Annotated in this window: 22 protein-coding genes; 19 read left to right on the top strand and 3 right to left on the bottom strand. The window is 60.8% G+C overall.

Going from position 1 to position 20,413, the window contains the following annotated elements; all coding sequences use genetic code 11:
* From ACQQCD_RS04900 to ACQQCD_RS04935, 8 genes are all read left to right on the top strand, one after another.
* Positions 1 to 222: integrase core domain-containing protein (locus tag ACQQCD_RS04900; protein ID WP_430267299.1), on the top strand; the 222-nt coding region annotated here is incomplete at its 5' end.
* Between the two features lie 253 nt (positions 223 to 475).
* Positions 476 to 1,186, top strand: coding sequence for a helix-turn-helix domain-containing protein (locus tag ACQQCD_RS04905; RefSeq protein WP_430267300.1), 711 nt, complete (start codon positions 476 to 478; stop codon positions 1,184 to 1,186).
* A 67-nt stretch (positions 1,187 to 1,253) separates the two neighbouring features.
* On the top strand, positions 1,254 to 1,739 hold the full coding sequence (locus ACQQCD_RS04910) for a hypothetical protein (protein WP_430267301.1): 486 nt from the start codon (positions 1,254 to 1,256) through the stop codon (positions 1,737 to 1,739).
* A 131-nt stretch (positions 1,740 to 1,870) separates the two neighbouring features.
* Positions 1,871 to 2,218: a thiamine-binding protein gene (locus tag ACQQCD_RS04915; RefSeq protein WP_430267302.1), complete on the top strand. Its 348-nt coding sequence runs from the start codon at positions 1,871 to 1,873 to the stop codon at positions 2,216 to 2,218.
* Between the two features lie 39 nt (positions 2,219 to 2,257).
* Positions 2,258 to 2,944, top strand: a complete 687-nt coding sequence (locus ACQQCD_RS04920; protein WP_430267303.1) for an O-methyltransferase — start codon at positions 2,258 to 2,260, stop codon at positions 2,942 to 2,944.
* Positions 2,945 to 2,984: 40 nt separating this feature from the next.
* The gene (locus ACQQCD_RS04925; RefSeq protein ID WP_430267304.1) at positions 2,985 to 3,527 is read left to right on the top strand and encodes an N-acetyltransferase family protein; all 543 of its coding nucleotides are present in this window, start codon (positions 2,985 to 2,987) and stop codon (positions 3,525 to 3,527) included.
* On the top strand, positions 3,527 to 4,426 hold the full coding sequence (locus tag ACQQCD_RS04930) for a spermidine synthase (RefSeq protein ID WP_430267305.1): 900 nt from the start codon (positions 3,527 to 3,529) through the stop codon (positions 4,424 to 4,426). The genes ACQQCD_RS04925 and ACQQCD_RS04930 overlap by 1 nt, the downstream gene beginning before the upstream one ends.
* Positions 4,427 to 4,492: 66 nt before the next feature.
* Positions 4,493 to 4,627: a hypothetical protein gene (locus tag ACQQCD_RS04935; protein WP_430267306.1), complete on the top strand. Its 135-nt coding sequence runs from the start codon at positions 4,493 to 4,495 to the stop codon at positions 4,625 to 4,627.
* Between the two features lie 6 nt (positions 4,628 to 4,633).
* Here the strand turns inward: ACQQCD_RS04935 and ACQQCD_RS04940 are convergent, their stop codons facing one another.
* Positions 4,634 to 5,545 (bottom strand): LysR family transcriptional regulator, encoded by a 912-nt coding sequence (locus ACQQCD_RS04940; protein ID WP_430267307.1) that lies wholly within the window; start codon positions 5,543 to 5,545, stop codon positions 4,634 to 4,636.
* A gap of 140 nt (positions 5,546 to 5,685) precedes the next feature.
* Here ACQQCD_RS04940 and ACQQCD_RS04945 point away from each other — a divergent pair, with 140 nt between their 5' ends.
* From ACQQCD_RS04945 to hutH, 6 genes are all read left to right on the top strand, one after another.
* Entirely contained in the window at positions 5,686 to 7,098 is a 1,413-nt protein-coding gene (locus ACQQCD_RS04945) for an MFS transporter (RefSeq protein WP_430267308.1), read from the top strand.
* Positions 7,095 to 7,850, top strand: coding sequence for a 3-hydroxybutyrate dehydrogenase (locus tag ACQQCD_RS04950; protein WP_430267309.1), 756 nt, complete (start codon positions 7,095 to 7,097; stop codon positions 7,848 to 7,850). The genes ACQQCD_RS04945 and ACQQCD_RS04950 overlap by 4 nt, the downstream gene beginning before the upstream one ends.
* A gap of 98 nt (positions 7,851 to 7,948) precedes the next feature.
* On the top strand, positions 7,949 to 8,794 hold the full coding sequence (locus tag ACQQCD_RS04955) for an IclR family transcriptional regulator (protein WP_430267310.1): 846 nt from the start codon (positions 7,949 to 7,951) through the stop codon (positions 8,792 to 8,794).
* Between the two features lie 17 nt (positions 8,795 to 8,811).
* The gene (locus tag ACQQCD_RS04960; RefSeq protein WP_430267311.1) at positions 8,812 to 9,360 is read left to right on the top strand and encodes a cysteine hydrolase family protein; all 549 of its coding nucleotides are present in this window, start codon (positions 8,812 to 8,814) and stop codon (positions 9,358 to 9,360) included.
* Between the two features lie 119 nt (positions 9,361 to 9,479).
* Entirely contained in the window at positions 9,480 to 11,204 is a 1,725-nt protein-coding gene (hutU, locus tag ACQQCD_RS04965) for a urocanate hydratase (protein ID WP_430267312.1), read from the top strand.
* 2 nt (positions 11,205 to 11,206) lie between these two features.
* Positions 11,207 to 12,796 carry a histidine ammonia-lyase gene (hutH, locus tag ACQQCD_RS04970; protein WP_430267313.1) on the top strand — a complete coding sequence of 530 codons (1,590 nt, stop codon included), beginning with the start codon at positions 11,207 to 11,209 and terminating at the stop codon, positions 12,794 to 12,796.
* A gap of 69 nt (positions 12,797 to 12,865) precedes the next feature.
* On the opposite strand, the gene hutG is transcribed toward hutH, so the two are convergent.
* Both hutG and ACQQCD_RS04980 read right to left on the bottom strand, forming a co-directional pair.
* Positions 12,866 to 13,831 (bottom strand): formimidoylglutamase, encoded by a 966-nt coding sequence (gene hutG / locus ACQQCD_RS04975; protein WP_430267314.1) that lies wholly within the window; start codon positions 13,829 to 13,831, stop codon positions 12,866 to 12,868.
* A gap of 96 nt (positions 13,832 to 13,927) precedes the next feature.
* Positions 13,928 to 14,803 (bottom strand): NAD(P)-dependent oxidoreductase, encoded by an 876-nt coding sequence (locus ACQQCD_RS04980; protein WP_430267315.1) that lies wholly within the window; start codon positions 14,801 to 14,803, stop codon positions 13,928 to 13,930.
* Between the two features lie 155 nt (positions 14,804 to 14,958).
* On the opposite strand from ACQQCD_RS04980, the gene ACQQCD_RS04985 reads away from it, so the two are divergent.
* The 5 genes from ACQQCD_RS04985 (at position 14,959) to ACQQCD_RS05005 (ending at position 20,405) form a co-directional block, all read left to right on the top strand.
* Positions 14,959 to 16,008, top strand: coding sequence for a D-2-hydroxyacid dehydrogenase (locus ACQQCD_RS04985; RefSeq protein ID WP_430267316.1), 1,050 nt, complete (start codon positions 14,959 to 14,961; stop codon positions 16,006 to 16,008).
* 40 nt (positions 16,009 to 16,048) lie between these two features.
* The gene (locus ACQQCD_RS04990) at positions 16,049 to 16,855 is read left to right on the top strand and encodes an IclR family transcriptional regulator (protein ID WP_430267317.1); all 807 of its coding nucleotides are present in this window, start codon (positions 16,049 to 16,051) and stop codon (positions 16,853 to 16,855) included.
* Between the two features lie 292 nt (positions 16,856 to 17,147).
* Positions 17,148 to 18,560, top strand: coding sequence for an MFS transporter (locus ACQQCD_RS04995; RefSeq protein WP_430267318.1), 1,413 nt, complete (start codon positions 17,148 to 17,150; stop codon positions 18,558 to 18,560).
* Positions 18,557 to 19,339, top strand: coding sequence for an SDR family oxidoreductase (locus tag ACQQCD_RS05000; RefSeq protein ID WP_430267319.1), 783 nt, complete (start codon positions 18,557 to 18,559; stop codon positions 19,337 to 19,339). The genes ACQQCD_RS04995 and ACQQCD_RS05000 overlap by 4 nt, the downstream gene beginning before the upstream one ends.
* Positions 19,340 to 19,376: 37 nt before the next feature.
* Positions 19,377 to 20,405, top strand: coding sequence for an alcohol dehydrogenase catalytic domain-containing protein (locus ACQQCD_RS05005; protein ID WP_430267320.1), 1,029 nt, complete (start codon positions 19,377 to 19,379; stop codon positions 20,403 to 20,405).
* Positions 20,406 to 20,413 lie beyond the last annotated feature (8 nt).

The following is a 20,413-nucleotide window of genomic DNA, read 5'->3' on the forward strand; positions in this document are numbered from 1 at the left end:
TGGGACAATTCCGTGGCCGAGTCTGTCTTTTCGTCACTGAAGAACGAGTTCTACCACCACTACAGCTTCCCCACCCGGCAAGACGCACGGCGGGCAACGATGCGTTACATCGAGGTCTTCTACAATCGGCACAGACCCCACACCCACAATGACGGCTTGCCACCAGCTGCGGCCATGGCCAAATTCATGACCCAAAACCAGCAGCTACCCGCTGCTGCCTAACCAAAAAGAAACTAACGAACTGTCCCGGATCCTTGACACACCTCAGTCCCGAGGGCGCGGATCAAGACGCCGATGCTTAGCTGGGCGGTCATACAGTCCATGTGCGCGGATGAAGAGGGTCACATGCCAAGGCCACCGCCGTGGTGAATCGTCGAAGGTAGGCATCATTTCGCTGCCTTGACTGACGTAATGGAATTCCTAGAGAAACCATTACGCCTATGCATAATGATTACCCAAGGGATACCATTTAGTCATGGCCGAAGATTGGATGACCACTGAAGAAGCTGGGGAGTTGCTTGGCGTCACCCGCCCCATGGTCCGCAAACTTTTAAAGGACGGGACCCTTCTACCCGCCGGGACTGCTGGCCGGGCCCTCTTGGTTGACCGAGCGTCTGTCCTGCGTCATAGCAACAGGCGCAAACTGAGCGGTCGAAGCTGGAATGCAGAAACGGCATGGGCTGCCCTGGACCTCATCACCGGCGGAACACCACGCTGGATCGACGCGACTGCTCGATTCCGCCTCAAGAAACGACTCATGACCATGGCGCCCACGGAACTGGCTGCGGCGGTCTCCACCAAGGACGAGGTCAAGCGTTACCGTCTGGCGCCGGCCGGTGTTGTACGTGCAGCGGACTATGTCCTCCCCACAGGAACTACCGCGCTCAAAAATGGAGAACTGGCGGAGCGCTTCGGTCTCGCAGAAGTACGCACCGACGTCCTGGAGGGCTATCTAGACAAGAACACGGCACCGCTGATCGTCGATGGGTTATCGCTTGTTGAAGACCCTAAAGGAAAGGTCGTCTTGCGAATTGTCGGCGAGAAGCACAACCTCAAAACTCCCCGCACCCCGGATGTTGTCGTAGCCGTTGACTTGATGGAGTCCTCGAATTCCAGGGAGCGGGCCGCCGGTGAACACATGCTCGCAAGGATCCTCGAACAATGGAAAGCTGGCCGTAATGTCTGAGCGAGAAGTTTTGAACGTCGCTATGCCAGTCGGTGGATGGCCATCTCCTTGGCCGCAGTGTTTCGAGTTGGCAGCAGCAATCCGGTCAGAACAATGGACCCTAGTTGGCGGACTTATGGTCACCAAAATTGCTGGCAGGGAGCCGTTCCAAATCGAGGGTGGCACCCAAGCGCTTCGACGCACCGTAAATGCGCTGCTCACTTCGGCCCCGGGAGAAACAACGAAACTCAGCGTCCCCAACCTTCATGGTGCCCTCGTCCTCAAAGGTGCTGCCTACATGACCGATTCCAGGGATAAGGGTAGGCATCTTGAAGACGCGGCCGTTCTGTGCGCTTGTATCCAGGACCCATACGCAATCGTTGCTGAACTTGGTGGCAGTGATCGTCAACGGTTCGCCGCGCTATACCGGGCGCTTGAGGCACCTACCCACCAGGCCTGGACGCAGCTCGAAGACGAGAACCGTATTGCCGCCCATGACGTCCTTCGGATCTTGGCCAGCGGAAAGACCCCGACTGCCCTTCCTCCCATTGGTCATCTGGGAGAATTTTCCTGACAACCGAGGGTCGGATGCTCTTTGAGGCCCTCGCGTAGGCGGCCAAAGCCGGGCGACATTTGCGCCACGTGGCCCTCGCTCTCGGGCCCATCAGATCCACAACCCCCACCCAGCCGTGCAAGACTAAAACCATGTTGCTTGCCTTCTCCGTAGCCCCCTCCGGCTCACCCCAAGATTCCGCCCGCACCGAGTCCGCCGACGCCTCGGTCCACGACGCCGTGGCCGCCGCCGTCAAGGTAGTCCGCGAGTCCGGCCTGCCTAACCGAACCACCAGCATGTTCACCGAGATCGAGGGCGAATGGGACGAGGTTTTCGCCGTAGTCAAGGCGGCCACCGAGGCCGTTGCCCCCTTCGGTTCGCGTGTTTCCTTGGTGATCAAGGCGGACATCCGCCCCGGCTATTCGGGTGAACTAGACGCAAAGATTGAACGCCTCGAGGCAGCGATCGACGATTCCAAAAACGCCAACAAGCAGCAATAGCCTCTTTCGCCCCACGGGCTCCAGTGCCAGACTGGCACTATGCCTGAGCGTCGCAGATTTGAACACCGGTCCCAGCCCGCATGGGTGGCGATGGAGGACTTCCTCTCAGAAGTGGTGGTGAAGCCCGACGCCGCGCTGAAGCAAGCCGTGCGGTCAGCGCTCGACGCCGGGATGCCCGCCATAGAGGTAGCGCCCACGGCAGGGAAGTTACTGCAGTTACTCGTCCGCATGTCCGGCGCCCGGCGGGTCCTGGAGATCGGCACCCTCGCCGGATTTAGCACCATTTGGATGGCCCGCGGGCTGCCGCAAGACGGCACCCTGGTGACGTTGGAATACTCGCCGGACCATGCCGCCGTCGCACGCAAAAACCTTGACAACGCCGAATTGGGGGACCGGGTGGAAATCCGGGTTGGCGTGGCGCTGAATTCGCTGCCGGAGCTCGAAGGCGGCGAACCGTTCGACTTTGTATTTATTGACGCTGACAAACAAAACAACAGCCACTACCTGGACTGGGCCATCAAACTCGGCCGCCCCGGCACCACCATTGTGCTCGATAACGTGGTGTGGGAGGGCGCGCCGCTGGACACCAGTTTGGACCCGGTCAACGCCCCCGGAATTAGAAGCGCACTGGAGCTCTTGGGCTCGGATCCGCGGCTCGACGCGACTGTTATCCAAACCGTGGGCTCCAAAGGTTGGGACGGGTTCGCACTGGCACTCGTCACCTGAGGCGCATCAAGAAGTACTTAGCCCGTGATTGACTAACTGCATGGAATTTACGCTGCAACAGGCCGTCGCGTCAGACGCCGACGAGCTCGTTGCCATGCACACCGCCGCCCATGAGGAGTGCTACGCCCATGTGCTTCCACCCGAGTTTTTCGCCGAACGCCGCGCCTCACTCCCGGAGCGGATAGAACGACGCCGGGACTTCCTCGCGGGGACAGCGAACTATCACACGGGCCACGGCCGCTCCCTGCCGGGCTTAGATGATCCGCGCATTATCGCGCGCGATGGACAGGGCAAGATTGTGGGTTTTGCCGATGCAGGTCCGGGGCGTGACGCAGATAGGCCAGGGGAGCTGGAGCTCTATTCCATCTACACTCTCGCTAGCGCCTACGGGACGGGTCTTGGCGCCCAACTTCTCAACGCAGCAATTGGGGACGAGCCCGCGTACTTGTGGGTCCTCGAGGACAACCCACGGGCCATGGCATTCTATACCAAGCACGGTTTTGCGCCGGACGGAACCAAACAGGTGCTGCCCGTTGAATGGCGCAGTCTTCCCGAAATTCGTCTTGTTCGGGGTGCTAAGTAATGGCGCGCGGTGAGCGCCGCGGGCGGTTGCGGGTCAACGAATCGGCGGGCGTGATTGAGACCCAAGGTGTGGCGCAAAACGGCCCGGTTGCTGGTGTTTACTACGTGGATACTGGCGACTGCGAACTTGTTCCCGATGACGACAACCCCAACGGGTGGCTCCTGAAAATCAATGGGGTGCAAAGCTCGCACATTGACCTCGCGGACCCGCTCCAGCTCAGTTTTGAGTACATGCGCTGGATCGCAGAGTTGGTTCATCAGCAGTTCCCGCAAGAGCCTGGCGCCCGATTGAGGGCCCTCCATTTGGGTGGTGGAGCATGCTCGCTGGCACGCTATTTCCACTCCGCGTACCCAGACGCGCGCCAAGTGGTGGTGGAGTTGGACGGCAAACTGGCCAACTATGTCCGTGACTGGTTTAAGCTGCCCAAAGCCCCGCTGCTGCGCATTCGCGTGGGCGAGGCGCGCGAGGTCACCGAGACCCTCACCGACGACTCCCGGGACCTGATAATTAGGGACGTTTTCGCTGGCGCTTTCACACCGTACCTGCTCACCACCCGGGAATTTACCGAACACGCAGCACGCGTTTTGGCGCCAGGTGGACTCTACGTGGTCAATAGCGGCGACGCGCCGGACCTGAAAAATGCTCGCCAAGAAGCAGCAACCATCGCGAGCGTTTTCCCACACGCGGCGCTCATCGCAGACCCGCCCATGCTCAAAGGCCGGCGCTACGGAAACATTATTTTCGCCGGCAGCGACCGCCCCATTGAGGACGGTGCCAAGCTGCGGCGCCAACTCCTGGGCGGTGCAGTGCCAGCCCAAATCTGGAATAACGAGCAAGTTCGTGACTTTGCTCGTGGTGCAAAAGTCCGTGTAGATGATGCCCCGGCGGCGCAAAAATAAATGAGGACTAGCTAAATTAAATAAACCGGGTATGGTCCGAGGTATAACTTAGAAAGGTTTCTAAAAATGTCTAAAAATATACCTGCAGGATCTGGTGCTAAAAAAACCGGGAAATCCATCCTCGAAAAACGCGCTGATAAAAAAGCAAAAGCCGCAGCGAGTGACATTCTCTCCGTTAAGCCGCGCAAGAGCCCGCGCTAACCACCACTAGTCCAAACGCTGGCCGGCCAGTTCGTTGTGGTAAGCAGCTGTCTCTTCTCGGAGCGCTGTGGCCACCGCGGCAACGGCTGGCCTGCGCATGGAATCTGGCCGTAACACCATCCAGTACGGAAGCTTTTCGTGGAACTTTTCCGGAAGCAGCCGCACTAGATCGTGGTGCCTATCGGCCATAAAACACGGCAAAAACCCGATCCCAGCGCCAGCCCTGGTGGCCTCAACATGCACAAAAACATTTGTTGACGTCAGGCTGTCCCGCATTTCCGGAACTAAACGCCTGGGTGCGTCAAGATCATCCACCTGCAGCATAGAATCCACAAAATAAACCAATTGGTGCTCAGAAATTTCTTTGATGCTGGCAGGAATTCCATGCTCGGACAAATAATCCCGGGAAGCGTACATACCCAAAACATATTCGCCCAAGCGGATTGCTTCCGCTCGGTGCACTTGCGGTTCACCCACCACCACTTCAATGTCCAGCCCGCTGCGTTGTTGCAGCGCACGCCGGGTCACCGTCACCAGTTCCACTGACAAGCCGGGATGATTGCGGCGCAATCGAGCCACCGCCGGGGCCGCAATGTAGGCACTAAAGCCGTCCGTAGCTGTCATGCGCACCACTCCGGTGACAGGGTCCGCGGTAGTTCCGCCGCCGGCGTCGTCCCCAAGCGAGCGCACGGCGGCTTCCACCTGTTCTGCTACAGCAACGGCCGTAGCCCCGCGCTCGGTCAGCTCCCAACCACCTGCCGCGCGGGCCAGAACGCGGCCACCGAGTGACTTCTCCAAGGCTGCGATTCGCCGGGACACTGTGGTGTGGTTGAGGCCCAGGGTGCGTGCGGCTGTGGTGAACTTTCCGCTCCGGGAAACTTCAAGCAGGACCAAAAGGTCATCGGGATTCGCGTTCATATCTGCAATTTTGCACATAGAGAGTGCTGAATTGACCATTGAACCGCCGTCATTCTGCGGGAATACTCATGGGAGCTATTTGTGTCGCGGCTCACAGTGGGCCCGGACTTGTGTCAATGAGGACACCGAAGGAGTTAAACATGGGCGTCAATCAGCGCTCCAGTGCCGCTACGGCAGGCGCAACGGGACAGGTTCCCGAGTCTGGTCTTAAGAAAGTAGTCGCCGCCTCTATGGTGGGCACCGTTGTGGAATGGTACGAATTTTTCTTGTACGCCACCGCGGCAACCTTGGTTTTTGGAAAGTACTTCTTCCCGGCAACGGGCAACGAGCTGGACGGCATTATCAGCGCCTTCCTCACCTACGCCGTTGGCTTTATTGCCCGACCGCTCGGTGGCATTGTGTTCGGTCAGATCGGTGACCGGCTGGGCCGCAAACCCACCCTTCAGCTGACCATTGTGATTGTTGGTGCAGCAACCTTCCTGATGGGCTGCCTGCCCGGCTTCGCTCAGGCCGGTTACTGGGCTCCGGCCATGCTGGTGGCGCTGCGCTTTATTCAGGGCTTTGCGCTCGGCGGCGAATGGGGCGGTGCGGTTCTTCTGGTAGCCGAGCACAGCCCCAACAAGTCACGCGCGTTCTGGTCCAGCTGGCCTCAGGCTGCTGTTCCCGTAGGCAACCTCCTAGCCACCTTGGTGTTGTTCATTATGTCCACCATGCTGAGCAGCGAGGCCTTCCTCGGCTGGGGATGGCGCGTAGCATTCTGGCTTTCCGCGGTGATCGTTTTTGTGGGTTACTACATCCGCACCCACGTCACCGAGGCACCGATCTTCCTCGAGGCCAAGGCTCAGGTCGAATCGGAAAAGGCGATCAGCTACGGCGTTGGCGAAGTATTGCGTAAGTACCCCAAGGGTGTTTTCCAGGCCATGGGTCTTCGTTTTGCCGAGAACATTATGTATTACCTGGTGGTCAGCTTTGTGGTGGTTTACCTCAAGACCGTCCACAAATATGACACCTCTCAGCTCCTGCTGGCCTTGCTGATTGCCCACGTGATCCACTTCTTGGTGATCCCGCAAGTGGGCCGTCTGGCCGATTCGTGGGGCCGGAAGCCGGTGTACCTGATTGGTGCAGTCACTGGGGCTATTTGGCCGTTTATTGCCTTCCCCATGTTCGACACCAAAAATGCAGTGATCATTGTTCTTGGTGTGACGATTGGCCTAATTTTCCACGCATTTATGTACGCCGGTCAGCCAGCCATCATGTCCGAGCTCTTCCCCACCCGGATGCGTTACTCGGGCGTCTCGCTCGGCTCACAGGTCACCTCCATCTTCGCCGGTTCCTTGGCGCCACTGTTCGCAACCCAGTGGCTCAAGGACACGCACTCCTGGGTGCCCACGGCCATCTACTTGGTGATCGCCTGCATTATTACTGCAGCGGTGGTGCTCACCTTGAAGGAGACACGTGGTGTGTCTCTGCGGGACATTGACGACGCCGATGCGGAACGTCACGGGCTACCGATCCCTTCCAGCGTGGCTGGTGCGGTGGGACGTCACTCATGAGTGAAGGAGCCACTTTGGAAGGGCGCAAAGCTCTAGTTACCGGCGGGGCCAGTGGCATTGGGGCAGCATGTGCCCGTGCCCTGGCCGCGGCGGGAGCCAAGGTTGTTGTTGCCGATTTAGACGAGGCAGCGGCCACGGCCATCGCAGAGGAGATTGGCGGTACCGCTTGGGCTGTGGACTTGTTGGACACAGCCGCGTTGGAAGGGCTGGAGCTGGATTGCGACATCCTGGTCAACAACGCCGGCATCCAAAAAGTGGCACCCATTCAGGACTTTGTTCCAGAGGACTTCCGCAGAATCCACCGGTTGATGCTTGAGGCGCCGTTCCTGCTGATCCGCGCAGCGCTGCCACACATGTATGCCAAGGGATTCGGCCGGATTATCAACGTGTCATCCGTGCACGGGCTGCGTGCTTCCCCGTTCAAAAGTGCGTATGTCTCCGCCAAGCACGGCCTGGAAGGGCTGAGCAAAGCGACGGCACTGGAGGGCGGGGAACATGGGGTCACCTCAAACTGCGTGAACCCCGGGTACGTGCGCACCCCGCTGGTGGAGAAGCAGATTGTGGACCAGGCTGCGGTGCACGGGATTCCCGAGTCTGAAGTCTTGGCTCAAGTGATGCTCACTGAATCGGCCATCAAACGTTTGGTGGAGCCGGAAGAGGTGGCGGCGCTAGTTACCTGGTTGGCGAGTGATACTGCCGCGATGGTGACAGGCGCCAGTTACACGATCGACGGCGGCTGGTCAGCCAAGTAGCTAGCTGGATTTGGGGGAACCAACCGGCTGCAACTAACTGTTGGCGGCGGTGGTGTGGGCTAGTCTTGTGCAGCAATCCATGCGCACAATGAGGGACCATGACAACATCACCGCCACCCAGCACGCTCCCGGGTTCTGCAGCTGGCACCAAAACGGCAAAAACCGTAAAAGCCGCGACGAAAGTCCCAGCTGCCGAGAACACCCTGCGCATCCTCAAATTGTTGGCCTCAAGGCGCGGGCCCATGGCGGCGTCGAGCATTGCCACCACCCTGGGCATTCCGCGCTCAAGCGTCTATCACCTCTTGGCAGTGATGGAGGAAAACGGCTTTGTTCTGCACCTGCATGAGGAGCGGCGCTACGGGCTGGGGATCGGCGCTTTCGAGTTGAGCTCCGCGTATTCGCGTCAAGAGCCGCTCTCACGTTTGGGCCGGCCGCTACTGGCGGGGCTGGTGGATGGGATTGGCGAGAGCGCGCACCTTGCCGTTTTGCACGGACGGGACGTGCTTTACATCGTTGAAGAACGCGCCAAAAACCGGCCTTCGCTAGTGACCGACGTCGGCGTGCGGCTCCCCAGTCACCTCACCGCGAGCGGCCGCGCCATTCTGGCAGCCTTGCCAAAGTCGCAGGTCAGGGCGCTGTACCCAAGCGCTGAAGCGTTTACGGAACGTCACGAAGTTCCTGGCGCCATCACCAAGTACAGCGCGCTTTCCGCGCACCTAGACACTGTCCGGCAACGCGGTTACGCCACCGAACACGGCGAAGTGACACCCGGGTTTGGGTCGATTGCAGCGGTGGTCACCGATCATGTGGGATGGCCGACGGCGGCAGTGGCTGTGACGTTCCTTGAAGAAAAGTTCGCGCCGGAGTTGTGGGAGCCGGTGGCAGCTAAAGTACAAAAGGTCGCCGATGAGCTTTCGGTTCGCCTCTATGGGCGGCGCGCTTAGAGGCCTATTGTGGGGGTATGAGCACACTTTCGGGCCGGGAAAATACTGCACTTTTGGTGATCGACGTCCAGAACGGGGTGATGGACGGCTCCCATGATCGGGATGAGATCATTGGCCGTATTGCGGTGTTGGTGGACCGGGCACGCGAGGCCGGAAATCCTGTGATCTGGGTGCAGCACAGCTCCGAGGAACTGCCGCTGAACAGTCCGCAGTGGGAGTACGTTCCCGAGTTGTCTCGCCGGGATGACGAAGAGCTGGTGCACAAATTGCACGGTGATTCCTTTGAAGCCACCAACCTTGAGGACGTTTTGCGAGCCAAAGGTGTGGGGACTTTGGTGGTTTCCGGTGCGCAAACGGATGCGTGTATTCGATCAACCATTCACGGGGCGTTCACACGCGGCTATGACGTCACGCTGGTCAGTGATGCACACACCACCGAGGATCTCTCTGAATGGGGTGCGCCCAAGCCGGCGGAAGTTATTGCGCACACCAACTTGTACTGGAGTTGGCAGTCTGCGCCGGGCCGGACGGCGATGACCGTCACCGCGGATGAGCTCGAGTTTTAGCGGATCCTGAGAGGTAAGTCTGAAATACCGGACACCATGGCGTAAAACTCACTGTTACCGCAGTCACAGGCACGCTTGACTGGAAGCAACCACATTCCATTCATGCAAGGAGCCCGATCATGGCACCCGCCGATTTCACCACTGGTACCCGTCCGGTCAAGGCACCCCGCGGCACCACACTCACAGCAAAGAGCTGGCAGACCGAAGCGCCGCTGCGCATGCTGATGAACAACCTGGACCCAGAAGTTGCCGAGCGCCCCGAAGAACTTGTGGTCTACGGTGGCACCGGCCGGGCCGTCCGCTCATGGGCCGCCTTTGACGCCATCACTCGCACTCTCGAATCCATGGAAGCTGACGAGACACTTCTGGTTCAGTCCGGCAAACCCGTAGGCGTGTTCCGGACCAACGAATGGGCCCCACGTGTACTGCTGGCCAACTCCAACCTGGTGGGCGACTGGGCCAACTGGCCCGAATTCCGCCGCCTCGAAGCCGAGGGTCTGATGATGTACGGCCAGATGACAGCCGGTTCGTGGATCTACATTGGCACCCAAGGCATTTTGCAGGGCACTTACGAAACCTTTGCCGCCGTCGGACGTAAATTGCGTGAGGCCGGCCGCATCCCCACCCCAGCCGATCCCAACGCTGGTCCCTTGGCCGGAACCCTGACCCTAACCGGCGGTTGTGGCGGAATGGGTGGCGCGCAGCCGCTCGCCGTCAGCCTCAACGACGGCGCGTGCCTGATTGTGGACGTGGATGAATCCCGCCTGCGCCGCCGAGTTGGCAAGCGCTACCTGGATGAGGTTGAGACCGATCTGGACACCGCCATCGCCAAGGTCCAGGCAGCCAAAAACGAGGGCCGCGGCTGGTCCGTTGGCTACGTTGGCAACGCCGCCGAGGTGTTCCCGGAACTGCTCCGCCGCCACAAAGCCGGCGAGATCACCGTGGACATTGTGACCGACCAGACCTCCGCGCACGATCCACTCAGCTACCTCCCTGAGGGCATCACCGTTGACGAATGGCAGTCCGAGGCAGCTGCGGACCCGGAAACGTTCACCAAAAAAGCGCAAAGCTCCATGGCCCGCCACGTTGAAGCGATGGTTGATTTCCAGGACGCTGGCGCCGAAGTCTTTGACTACGGAAACTCCATCCGTGACGAAGCACGCAAGGGCGGCTACGACCGCGCCTTCGAATTCCCAGGCTTTGTCCCGGCCTACATTCGCCCCCTGTTCTGCGAAGGTTTGGGCCCGTTCCGTTGGGTGGCACTCTCCGGAGATCCTGAGGATATCGCAGTCACTGACGCGGCCATCAAAGAGCTCTTCCCGGAGAACAAACACCTCCACAAGTGGCTTGATGCCGCAGCTGAGCGCGTTGAATTTGAGGGCCTACCGGCACGTATTTGCTGGTTGGGATACGGTGAGCGCGCTAAGGCTGGCCTCATGTTCAACCAGTTAGTCAAGGACGGCAAGGTCAAAGCCCCGATTGTGATTGGCCGCGACCACTTGGACTCCGGCTCGGTAGCTTCCCCCTACCGCGAGACCGAGGCTATGACGGACGGTTCAGACGCGATCGCTGACTGGCCCATGCTCAACGCTTTACTGAACACGGCCTCGGGTGCCACCTGGGTTTCGCTGCACCACGGAGGTGGTGTGGGGATTGGCCGGTCCATCCACGCAGGACAGGTCTCGGTAGCAGATGGAACCGACCTTGCAGCCCAAAAACTTGAGCGCCTGCTCACCAATGACCCCGGAATGGGAGTCATCCGCCACGTAGACGCCGGCTATGACCGCGCCGTCGAGGTCGCCAAAGAACGTGGCGTCCGTATCCCCATGATGGAAGGCAACTAGCCATGACTGTTACCAAAAACCAACTCACCGTCACCCTCGGATCGAGCGGAGTCACGGCTGAAGATGTCCTCGCCGTTGCGCGTCACAATGCGCACATCACCATCGCTGACGAGGCTTTGAAGAATGTTGCCCGCGTCCGCGCGCACATCGACTCCCTCGCGCACAGTGACACCCCCGCCTATGGCATTTCCACCGGTTTTGGGGCACTCGCCAACCGGCACATCCCCACCGAGCAGCGCACCCAGCTGCAGAAGTCGCTGATCCGCAGCCACGCAGCGGGTATGGGCCCGGCCGTAGAGCGCGAAGTAGTGCGTGCGCTGATGTTCTTGCGCGCCAAAACTCTCGCATCCGGCCGCACGGGTGTCCGCCCGGTGGTCCTGCAAACCATGATTGACGTCCTGAACGCAGGCATCACCCCGGTAGTCCGTGAGTTCGGCTCGCTCGGTTGCTCCGGTGACCTGGCGCCGCTTTCACACTGCGCCATGGTGGTTATGGGTGAAGGTCAGGCGGAAGGGCCCGACGGCGTCACGTACGGTGGACGCGGCGAGTCACCAGTTGCTGAGCTTCTGGCAGCCCACGGTATTGAGCCGGTGACCCTCGCCGAAAAGGAAGGCCTCGCGCTCATCAACGGCACCGACGGCATGTTGGGAATGTTGTTTATGGCGCTCGCGGACATTCGTGAATTGCTCACCACCGCTGACATCACCGCCGCGTTGAGTGTTGAGGCGCTGCTGGGCACTGATCAGGTGTTTTTGCCTGAGTTGCATGCCGCACTGCGCCCGCACCCGGGCCAGGCCGCAAGTGCCGAGAACATGCTGCGCGTGCTCTCCGATTCGCCAATTGTTGCCTCACACAAGGTGGGGGATTCGCGAGTTCAGGACGCCTACTCGCTGCGTTGCGCCCCCCAAGTTGCTGGCGCCGTGCGGGACACCGTTGCCCACGCCGAGATGGTGGCTACTCGGGAACTGGCCGCAGCAATCGACAACCCTGTGGTCCTTGAAGACGGCCGGGTGTCCTCAAACGGTAATTTCCACGGCGCCCCCGTGGCCTACGTCCTAGACTTCTTGGCCATTGCCGTGGCGGACCTATCCTCAATTGCCGAGCGCCGCACCGACCGCATGCTGGACCCTGCCCGCTCGCATGGACTGCCGGCGTTCTTGGCCGGGGATCCGGGTGTGGACTCGGGCCTGATGATCGCCCAGTACACGCAGGCCGGTTTGGTCTCAGACAACAAGCGCCTCGCCGTTCCCGCGTCGGTGGACTCGATCCCCAGCTCTGCAATGCAAGAGGATCACGTGTCGATGGGTTGGCACGCTGCCCGGAAGCTTCGCCGTGCGGTGGAGAACTTGCGTCGTGTGTTGGCCATTGAGCTGGTGACGTCTACGCGTGCCATCGACATTCGCACGCAATTGTCCGACGGCGAACTCACCCCAGGCCCTGCCGGCGCGGCAGTGCTTGAGGTACTTCGCGCGTCGGTGGACGGGCCGGGCGTGGACAGGTTCCTGTCTCCGGAACTCGAAGCGGCTTACGAACTGTTGCTCACTGGTGAGGTAAAAGCGGCAGCCGAGTCCGCCGTCGGACTTCTGAACTGACCCTTCACCCCTAAACGGACAATTCCCCGCAAAATGATGGGGTGAATTGTCCGTTTAGGGGTGACGCTCTTAACGGATCAGGGTATTGACCAGCCGGGCTGCCACTTTGGCGGTCCGGCTGTCTACATCAAATTCCGGATTCAGCTCGGCCACATCAAAGTGCAGGAGCTTCCCGCTGGCCGCGACCTGCCGGCACACGGCGGAGATAATCGCTAGCGGGACGCCATGAGCGGCCGGCGCGCTCACCGCAGGGGCCACTGCGGCCGGCAAAACGTCCAGGTCAATGGTCAGATAGAGCACGTCAATTCCGGCCAAAAATGCTGCCACAAATTCTTCCGTGGCCGCAGGGCTGCAGTCTTCGTCCAGCAGGAATTTAACGTCTAATTCCTCAGCCGTCTCAAAAAGGGCGCGGGTGTTATTCGGCTCAGAAATACCGACGACGGCGTAGTTGAGTTTGCGTCCCTCGGCGGCTTCCGCGTGGGCCATCTGGAGGAACGGCGTACCCGAGCTGCGGGTCCCACCATGGGCGGGGTCGTAGCTGCGCAGATCAAAGTGCGCGTCAAGGTTCAAAACACCAAGGCGTAGACCATCCTGAACCGCGTGGCTTTGAGCAACGCCAAGGTAGCTGGCAAAAGCGGTCTCATGCCCGCCGCCCAGCACCCCGGTGAGGGCGCCCGCATCAATCAACGGCGTAACGGCCGAGCCAAGGCGCTCCTGACCGGGTTCCAGCTTGTCACCCTCAACGGTGACGTCACCGGCATCGAAAACCATCCGGTCTAAGTGGAAGGCGAGTGGCCCCAACGCGGTGCGAATGGCGGCCGGTCCCTTCGCGGCACCCACGCGGCCCTTGTTCCTGGCCACACCGGCGTCGGACGCAAAGCCCAAGAGCACGGCGGGGCGGCCCGGCGCGTTATCTACTGCAGAAGCCAGCGGCTCAACGGCCTGCCACCAGCGGCGATGCTCGGGGGTGTCGCCGTCGAAGCGGCCAGTCCATGGCTGCGGGGGAGTGTCTACTGTGGGCGCGGAAAGTTCCATACTTCTAGCTCAGCGCAGAGCCCCGTCAAAAGCTAGAGTCTGGGTTCGCTGCCTGTCCGGAATTCCGGACAGGCAGCGAATGACAGTCCGCCGTGATTAGCGCTCCGCGACGAAGCGGCGGCTCACGGCGATGTCCTGATCGCCCAGCCCGGACGCCACGATCTCATCAAACGCCGCGCGCAGGGTGGGCAGCAGGGCCGTGTTGGTGCCCGTGGCCTCGGCAATCTCGGCCGCGGAGGCGAGGTCTTTGACCATGTATTTGGCCATGCCGGACGGCGAATCGTCACCGCTGACCAGTTTGTCCTTGCGGGAGTCCAAGAGGCGCGAGCCCGCGTAGCCGCCAGAGAGCAGGTCCCACATTTTTTCGAGGTCAATCCCGGAGCGGTCGGCCAGAACCGTGGCTTCACCCAGAGCCAGGATCGTTGCCGAGACCACCATTTGATTGCAAGCTTTGGCTACTTGCCCGGCGCCGAGTGGGCCTAGGTGGACCGGGTTTCCGCATGGTGCAAGCAGCGTGGCGGCAAGGTCGGCGTCGTCCTTTTCTCCGCCGACCATCACCGAAAGGGTTCCGGCGTTAGCCCCATCTTCGCCGCCGGAAACTGGACAGTCCACCACACGAACCAAGCCGTTGCTCTCCGTAGCGAGGCGCTCGGCAAGTTCCCGGACGCCAGTGGCGGAGCTTGTGGAGCCGATCATCAACAACAGTCCGGTGTCTCTTACGCCAGCCAATAAGCCCTGTTCTCCGGACAGCACTTCCTCGAGCTGGGGGAGATCTGGCAACATAAGCAGTACTGCGTCAACGTTGGCGGCAAGTTCGCGTGCGGTGTTGACCCAGGTGGCGCCGGAGTTCACGAGTTCCGGCTGCGGGCGTCGTCCGGTGATGGTCAGGGTCCCGTGCTTTGCGAGCAGGTGGTGGGCCATGGGGGCACCCATTGCGCCCAAGCCGATCATTCCAAGTGCTGAATTGGTCATATAACCAGACTAGATCAAAGACAATATTTGGAACAGTGTTCAATATATTGAATTCCGGCTAGGCTTGGAGAAGTTGCTCAACTTCGTTTTGGCTGCAGCGCAACAGCGTGCAGTTCCGAAGGTGGGCCCAAGACAGCCGCAAAGAAGGGGAACCCATGTCTGCCAAAGCACGCGCCGTCGTCGCAGTACCGCTCACCGAAGAGCTCTGCCAAATCATTGAAACTTTGGAACCGCGCCTGGAAGTCATCCGCGATCACAGCCTCTACCACCCTATGCGTGGGGCGGCGGACTGGTCCGGCGATCCTGAACATCACCGGACGCCTCAACAGCAGGAAACCTTCGAGTCCTTGGTTGACTCGGCAGACTTCCTTTTTGGCATCCCCGACGTTGAACCTGCTGCCCTCGCCCGCACCGTTGCTGCGAATCCTAAGCTCCGCTGGGTCCACACCACGGCTGCGGGTGGTGGCGGTCAAGTAAAGGCGGCCGGGCTGGGCGCTGAAGCGCTAGAGCGCGTGGCGTTTACGACGTCGGCCGGTGTCCATGGTGGGACGCTCGCCGAATTCGCCCTTTTCGGCGTCCTCGCTGGCGCTAAGTCTCTGCCACGTCTCCTGGCACAGCAGCGCGCCAAGGAATGGACCGACCGCTGGGAAATGAAACAGCTCGATGAGATGACAGTCCTGGTGGTTGGCCTCGGCGGAATCGGTGCTGAGTGTGCCCGCCGCTTCAAAGCGCTTGGTGCCACGGTGTGGGGAACCACGCGCAGTGGTGAGCCGGTGGAAGGTGTTGACCGGCTGATTCCGGTTGAGGAGCTGGCCACGGCTGCTGCTGAAGCCGATGCGCTGGTGGTGACCCTACCTGGGACCGAGCAGACGCATCACCTGGTGGGCGCAGAGGTGCTTGGCAACATCAAACCAGGCGCGATTGTGGCAAATGTTGGCCGTGGCACGGTGATCGACGAAGAGGCGCTGCTCGTGGCCCTGGACAGCGGCCGGGTGTCCTTTGCCGCTCTTGATGTTTTTGAAGTTGAGCCACTGCCTGCCGAGTCGCCCCTGTGGAGCCGGGATGATGTATTGGTCAGCCCGCACACCGCCGCGCTTAGTTCCAAAGAAGAAGAACGTATTGCTCGGCTCTTCGCTGACAACGCTGGCCGTCTGCTGGATGGCAAACCATTGCGTAATGTGGTCAACACTGTGGAGTTCTACTAAGACCCCGCAGTCAATGAGCATAAAGCGAGGGAGAGCGTCCATGCCTGAGTCCACGGGAGCCGACGTCGAAGAGCGCACCACGCGCGATCCGGCACCGGCAGTGAGCCGAAGCCTCAAAATTTTAGGCATTCTGGCAGCCGCAGCTGGCCCGCTGACACTAACGGAAATTGCGACGGCGTTAGGGCTCGCCAAGTCCTCAACCATGAATCTGTGCCTTGCGCTTGAAGAGGGCAGTATGATCCAGCGGGTGCCTACCGGGTACCAACTGGGCCGCCGGAACGCGGAACTTGGCGGAGCTTACGCGGCGCAGTTCAACCAGATCCGCGAGTTCTACTCGGTGTGCGAGGCTTCACCTGTGCTGCGGCATGAGGTGGTGCAGGTTGCCATGCTGGACGATCACGACGCGCTGTACTTAGCACGTCACGAGGGTTCCCGCACGGTGCGCTTTGGTACGCCGCTAGGCTCCCGCATTCACGCGGCCTTCAGTGCCACGGGCAACGCGCTGCTGATGATGCTTGACGATGCGCAAGTGACTGAAATTATGGCCAACCAGGTTCCGTTCCCGCGCACCTCCCCGCACGGTGTGAAGGACCTGCCGGAGCTGTTGGGGCGGCTTGCTGTGGCGCGCGAACGCGGGTGGACCTTGGATCCTGGCGAAGGCATGCAGGGTCTTGTTGGTGTTGCCGTGCCGCTGGAAGCCTGGGCTCCCGGGGATCCGCAACTGGCGCTGGGCGTGGCCATCCAAGAGGCACGTGCCACCAAGGAACACGTTCACCGCGTTGCTTCGGCGCTGCTCGAGGCGGCGCGCTTGCTGACCAACCCGCTGGGGGCTACCGCGCGCAAGTAGTTCTACTCACAAAGGACGTGATGCCGATTCACCGGCATCGCGTCCTTTCTTGTTGCGTCCGCCCATTTCGCTCCGGCCCAGTAGCGCCGCCGAGTTGGCAGTTAACGCGGATGTTTTCGAGAAACACCCGCGTTAACTGCCAGCTCGGCGGCGGGGGCTCGTATTACCCTTCGCGCCAGAAATAATCTGTTCAAAGTATTGAACAGAGTTCAAAGGGTTGATAGTGTCGCTTCAGAGTCGGAGCAGAGCACTGCGCCGGCAACGCTGTTCCAGCCAATCAAAGGAGATTGCAGTGACCAAGAAGGAACCGGTCCAGAACCCAGGCGCCTCCGACCCGGACTACGCCAAAAATCTGCAGCGCGCCACCCTCGCCTCGAGCATCGGCAGCGCCCTCGAATACTTCGACTTCGCCCTCTATGGGCTCTCTACAGCACTGATTTTTAACCTGCTGTTTTTCCCTCAGGGGGACCCCGCTATGGCAACCGTTGGCGCCTTCGCCACGTACGGCGTCGGATTTTTGGCACGGCCCTTTGGCGGGTTGGTTTTTGGCCGCCTCGGTGACAGGCTCGGCCGCAAATGGGTTCTGGTCATCACTATCCTGCTGATGGGTGGCGCCTCCACCGCGATCGGCTTCCTGCCCACCTACGACGCGGTAGGTCTTTGGGCCCCCGTCCTCTTGGTCACCCTTCGCCTACTCCAGGGCTTCGGTGCAGGTGCTGAGCAGGCCGGTTCCACTGTATTGATGGCCGAATACGCGCCGGTCAAACGCCGCGGATTCTTCGCAGCCCTGCCGTTTATTGGTATCCAGGCCGGCACATTGCTGGCAGGTTTGGTGTTCAGCCTCATCTCCCTGCTCCCCAAGGATCAGCTGCTGAGCTGGGGCTGGCGTGTTCCGTTTATGCTCTCCTTTGTGCTGATCATTGTGGCGCTCGTGATCCGCTCCAAACTCCGTGAAACGCCCACCTTTGTGGCCCTCGAAAAGAGCGAACAGATCCAAGACCGCCCGGTGAAGGAAATCTTCACCAAGGGATTACCGGGCGTTGTTGTTGGCATCGGTCTGCGGATGGCCGAAAACGGCGGCTCCTACATGTTCCAGACTCTCTCACTCGCATTCTTCGTTTCCGTAGTAGGTAAGGACGCGGACAAGGGCTTGCTGGCTTGGGGAGTGAGCCTCGGTTCTCTTATTGGCGTGTTCACGGTGCCACTCGCCGGAGCTATTTCAGACCGCGTAGGCCGCCGCACGGTGTACCGCGCCGGAGCCGTTTTTATGCTCCTGTACTCCTTCCCGGCTTGGTGGCTCTTGTCCTTGGGTAACCACATTGTGGCTGTCATTGTGATTGCAGTGGGCATCGGCATCGCCGTGAACACCATGCTCGGCCCGCAGTGCGCCATGATCCCGGAAATGTTCGGCAACAAGCACCGCTACCTGGGTGTGGCCATGGCCCGCGAAATCTCAGCAGTCCTAGCCGGTGGCCTAGCCGGCGTCCTCGGCTCCTACATCATCGCTGTCAGCCACGGTAACTGGATCCTCTTGGCCGTATACATGGCAACACTCGCCATCATCACCACCTGCTCCACGTTCTTGGTGCCGGAAACATTGCGCCGCGATCTGTGCCGTACCGATGATGCAGTCAAGGTCTCCCGCAATGAAACGGGGGACGGCGTAGAAGCCTCAACCCAACAACTGATCAAGGTCGACGCATGAGCAGTATCCCTGGAATCAACGCCTTCAGCCTGGCCGGCCAGGTTGCACTGGTCACCGGCTCGAGCCAGGGCATTGGACGCACTCTCGCCGAGGGGCTCGCCGCCGCCGGCGCCACAGTGATCGTTCACGGGCGCGACGCCGGCAAGGCAGCTAAGGCGGCTGCTGACATTGAGCAGGCCACCGGTTCGCCCGCGCACAGTGTCACGTTCGATGTCACCGATCCTGCCGCCGTCGACTCCGGTATTGCTGCTATTGAAGCCGAGCACGGTGCCCTGAACATCTTGGTGAACAACGCTGGGATCCAACGCCGGGCCGAGATTGGTGAGTTCACCAACCAGGATTGGGATGACCTTCTGGCCACTAACCTCTCGAGCGCGTTCTACCTTTCCCGGCGCGTCAGCCGCGGAATGGTGGAGCGTGGCAGCGGGAAGATCATCCAGATTGGCAGTGTTCAAAGCCAGCTTGCCAGACCCGGAATCGCGCCGTACTCGGCCACCAAGGGTGCCATCGTGATGCTGACCAAGGGGCTCTGCGCGGATCTGGCCCCGCACGGCATCCAGGCAAATGCTATTGCCCCCGGCTACTTTGCCACCGAGCTGACCAAGGCGTTGGTGGCAGATGAAGAGTTTTCCGAGTGGGTCCGTGGCCGCACACCAGCTGCCCGCTGGGGAGACACCAAGGACTTGGTGGGTGCCTTGGTTTTCTTGGCCAGCTCGGCCAGTGACTTCGTCAACGGGCAAACATTGTTCGTTGACGGGGGCATGACGGCTGTTGTCTAAGTCCGGAATTCAACACGGTGAAGGGAAGCATTCGAGCATGAGTCAGAACCTAGGTGTGGTGGCCCACGCGGCAGGGGATTTGCGGGTTGAGCAGCTGCCCGAGCCCGTCCCCGCGGCGAATGAAGCGGTGGTGAAGATCGCCTTTGGTGGGGTGTGCGGCTCCGACTTGCACTACTGGAAACACGGTGCCGCGGGGGACTCGATACTGCGCGAACCCATGATTCTGGGCCATGAAATCTCCGGTACGGTGCTGCAGGCTGCAACGGATGGATCCGGCCCAGCGGTTGGCACGCGCGTTGCGGCTCACCCACTCACAGCGTGCGGAGACGGGGTCACTCCCTACCCGGAGGACCGCCCCAACTTGGCACCAGCCTCAACGTACTTGGGTTCGGCCATGCACTTGCCGCACACCCAGGGTGCCTTCGCGCAGCGGGTTGCCCTGCCGGCAAGGATGCTCCATGTGGTACCGGAGGGCGTTTCTTTGGAAGCGGCCGCGCTCGCCGAACCGGCCGCCGTCGCGTGGCATGGCCTTGAGCGCGCAGGGGATATTCGTGGCAAGCGCGTTGCAGTCATTGGTGCAGGTCCCATTGGGCAGTTGGTGATCGCCGCTGCACTTCAACACGGTGCTGCTGAGGTTATTGCCACGGATCTTTTTGATGTGCCGCGCGGTATTGCCGAAAAGCTCGGGGCTAGGACTCTAGACGCTCGCGACGGTGACTCGATCGCCGCCCTCTTTGCCGACGTCGTCATTGAATCCAGCGGTACTGTGCCGGGACTGACGGCCGCGATCTCCGCGGCAGTGCGAGGCGGGACTGTGGTGATGTTGGGGTTGCAGCGGGCCGGAAACATTGAGGTCCCCATGGCTACGGCCATTACGCGGGAGCTTACGCTCACTGGCTCGTTCCGGTTTGCGGGGGAGTTCAATGCGGTGCTCGATGCGCTGGGTGACGGTTCGCTTCGCACGGACGGGATCGTCACGCATGTGGTTCCCGCCGCCGATGCTGTGGAGGCGTTCACCGTCGCGGCGGACGCTTCGGTGTCCTCAAAGGTGCTGCTGGCCTTTTAAACGCGTCG

Source organism: Pseudarthrobacter sp. J1763 (genome assembly GCF_050490295.1).
Classification (GTDB): domain Bacteria; phylum Actinomycetota; class Actinomycetes; order Actinomycetales; family Micrococcaceae; genus JBNPEO01.

Excerpts from the sequence above, each read along its gene's own strand:
- ACQQCD_RS04905 (WP_430267300.1), top strand. The coding sequence starts at position 476 with ATGGCCGAAGATTGGATGACCACTGAAGAAGCTGGGGAGTTGCTTGGC.
- ACQQCD_RS04915 (WP_430267302.1), top strand. The coding sequence starts at position 1,871 with ATGTTGCTTGCCTTCTCCGTAGCCCCCTCCGGCTCACCCCAAGATTCC.
- ACQQCD_RS04920 (WP_430267303.1), top strand. The coding sequence starts at position 2,258 with ATGCCTGAGCGTCGCAGATTTGAACACCGGTCCCAGCCCGCATGGGTG.
- ACQQCD_RS04925 (WP_430267304.1), top strand. The coding sequence starts at position 2,985 with ATGGAATTTACGCTGCAACAGGCCGTCGCGTCAGACGCCGACGAGCTC.
- ACQQCD_RS04930 (WP_430267305.1), top strand. The coding sequence starts at position 3,527 with ATGGCGCGCGGTGAGCGCCGCGGGCGGTTGCGGGTCAACGAATCGGCG.
- ACQQCD_RS04935 (WP_430267306.1), top strand. The coding sequence starts at position 4,493 with ATGTCTAAAAATATACCTGCAGGATCTGGTGCTAAAAAAACCGGGAAA.
- ACQQCD_RS04940 (WP_430267307.1), bottom strand. The coding sequence starts at position 5,545 with ATGAACGCGAATCCCGATGACCTTTTGGTCCTGCTTGAAGTTTCCCGG.
- ACQQCD_RS04945 (WP_430267308.1), top strand. The coding sequence starts at position 5,686 with ATGGGCGTCAATCAGCGCTCCAGTGCCGCTACGGCAGGCGCAACGGGA.
- ACQQCD_RS04950 (WP_430267309.1), top strand. The coding sequence starts at position 7,095 with ATGAGTGAAGGAGCCACTTTGGAAGGGCGCAAAGCTCTAGTTACCGGC.
- ACQQCD_RS04955 (WP_430267310.1), top strand. The coding sequence starts at position 7,949 with ATGACAACATCACCGCCACCCAGCACGCTCCCGGGTTCTGCAGCTGGC.
- ACQQCD_RS04960 (WP_430267311.1), top strand. The coding sequence starts at position 8,812 with ATGAGCACACTTTCGGGCCGGGAAAATACTGCACTTTTGGTGATCGAC.
- hutU (WP_430267312.1), top strand. The coding sequence starts at position 9,480 with ATGGCACCCGCCGATTTCACCACTGGTACCCGTCCGGTCAAGGCACCC.
- hutH (WP_430267313.1), top strand. The coding sequence starts at position 11,207 with ATGACTGTTACCAAAAACCAACTCACCGTCACCCTCGGATCGAGCGGA.
- hutG (WP_430267314.1), bottom strand. The coding sequence starts at position 13,831 with ATGGAACTTTCCGCGCCCACAGTAGACACTCCCCCGCAGCCATGGACT.
- ACQQCD_RS04980 (WP_430267315.1), bottom strand. The coding sequence starts at position 14,803 with ATGACCAATTCAGCACTTGGAATGATCGGCTTGGGCGCAATGGGTGCC.
- ACQQCD_RS04985 (WP_430267316.1), top strand. The coding sequence starts at position 14,959 with ATGTCTGCCAAAGCACGCGCCGTCGTCGCAGTACCGCTCACCGAAGAG.
- ACQQCD_RS04990 (WP_430267317.1), top strand. The coding sequence starts at position 16,049 with ATGCCTGAGTCCACGGGAGCCGACGTCGAAGAGCGCACCACGCGCGAT.
- ACQQCD_RS05000 (WP_430267319.1), top strand. The coding sequence starts at position 18,557 with ATGAGCAGTATCCCTGGAATCAACGCCTTCAGCCTGGCCGGCCAGGTT.
- ACQQCD_RS05005 (WP_430267320.1), top strand. The coding sequence starts at position 19,377 with ATGAGTCAGAACCTAGGTGTGGTGGCCCACGCGGCAGGGGATTTGCGG.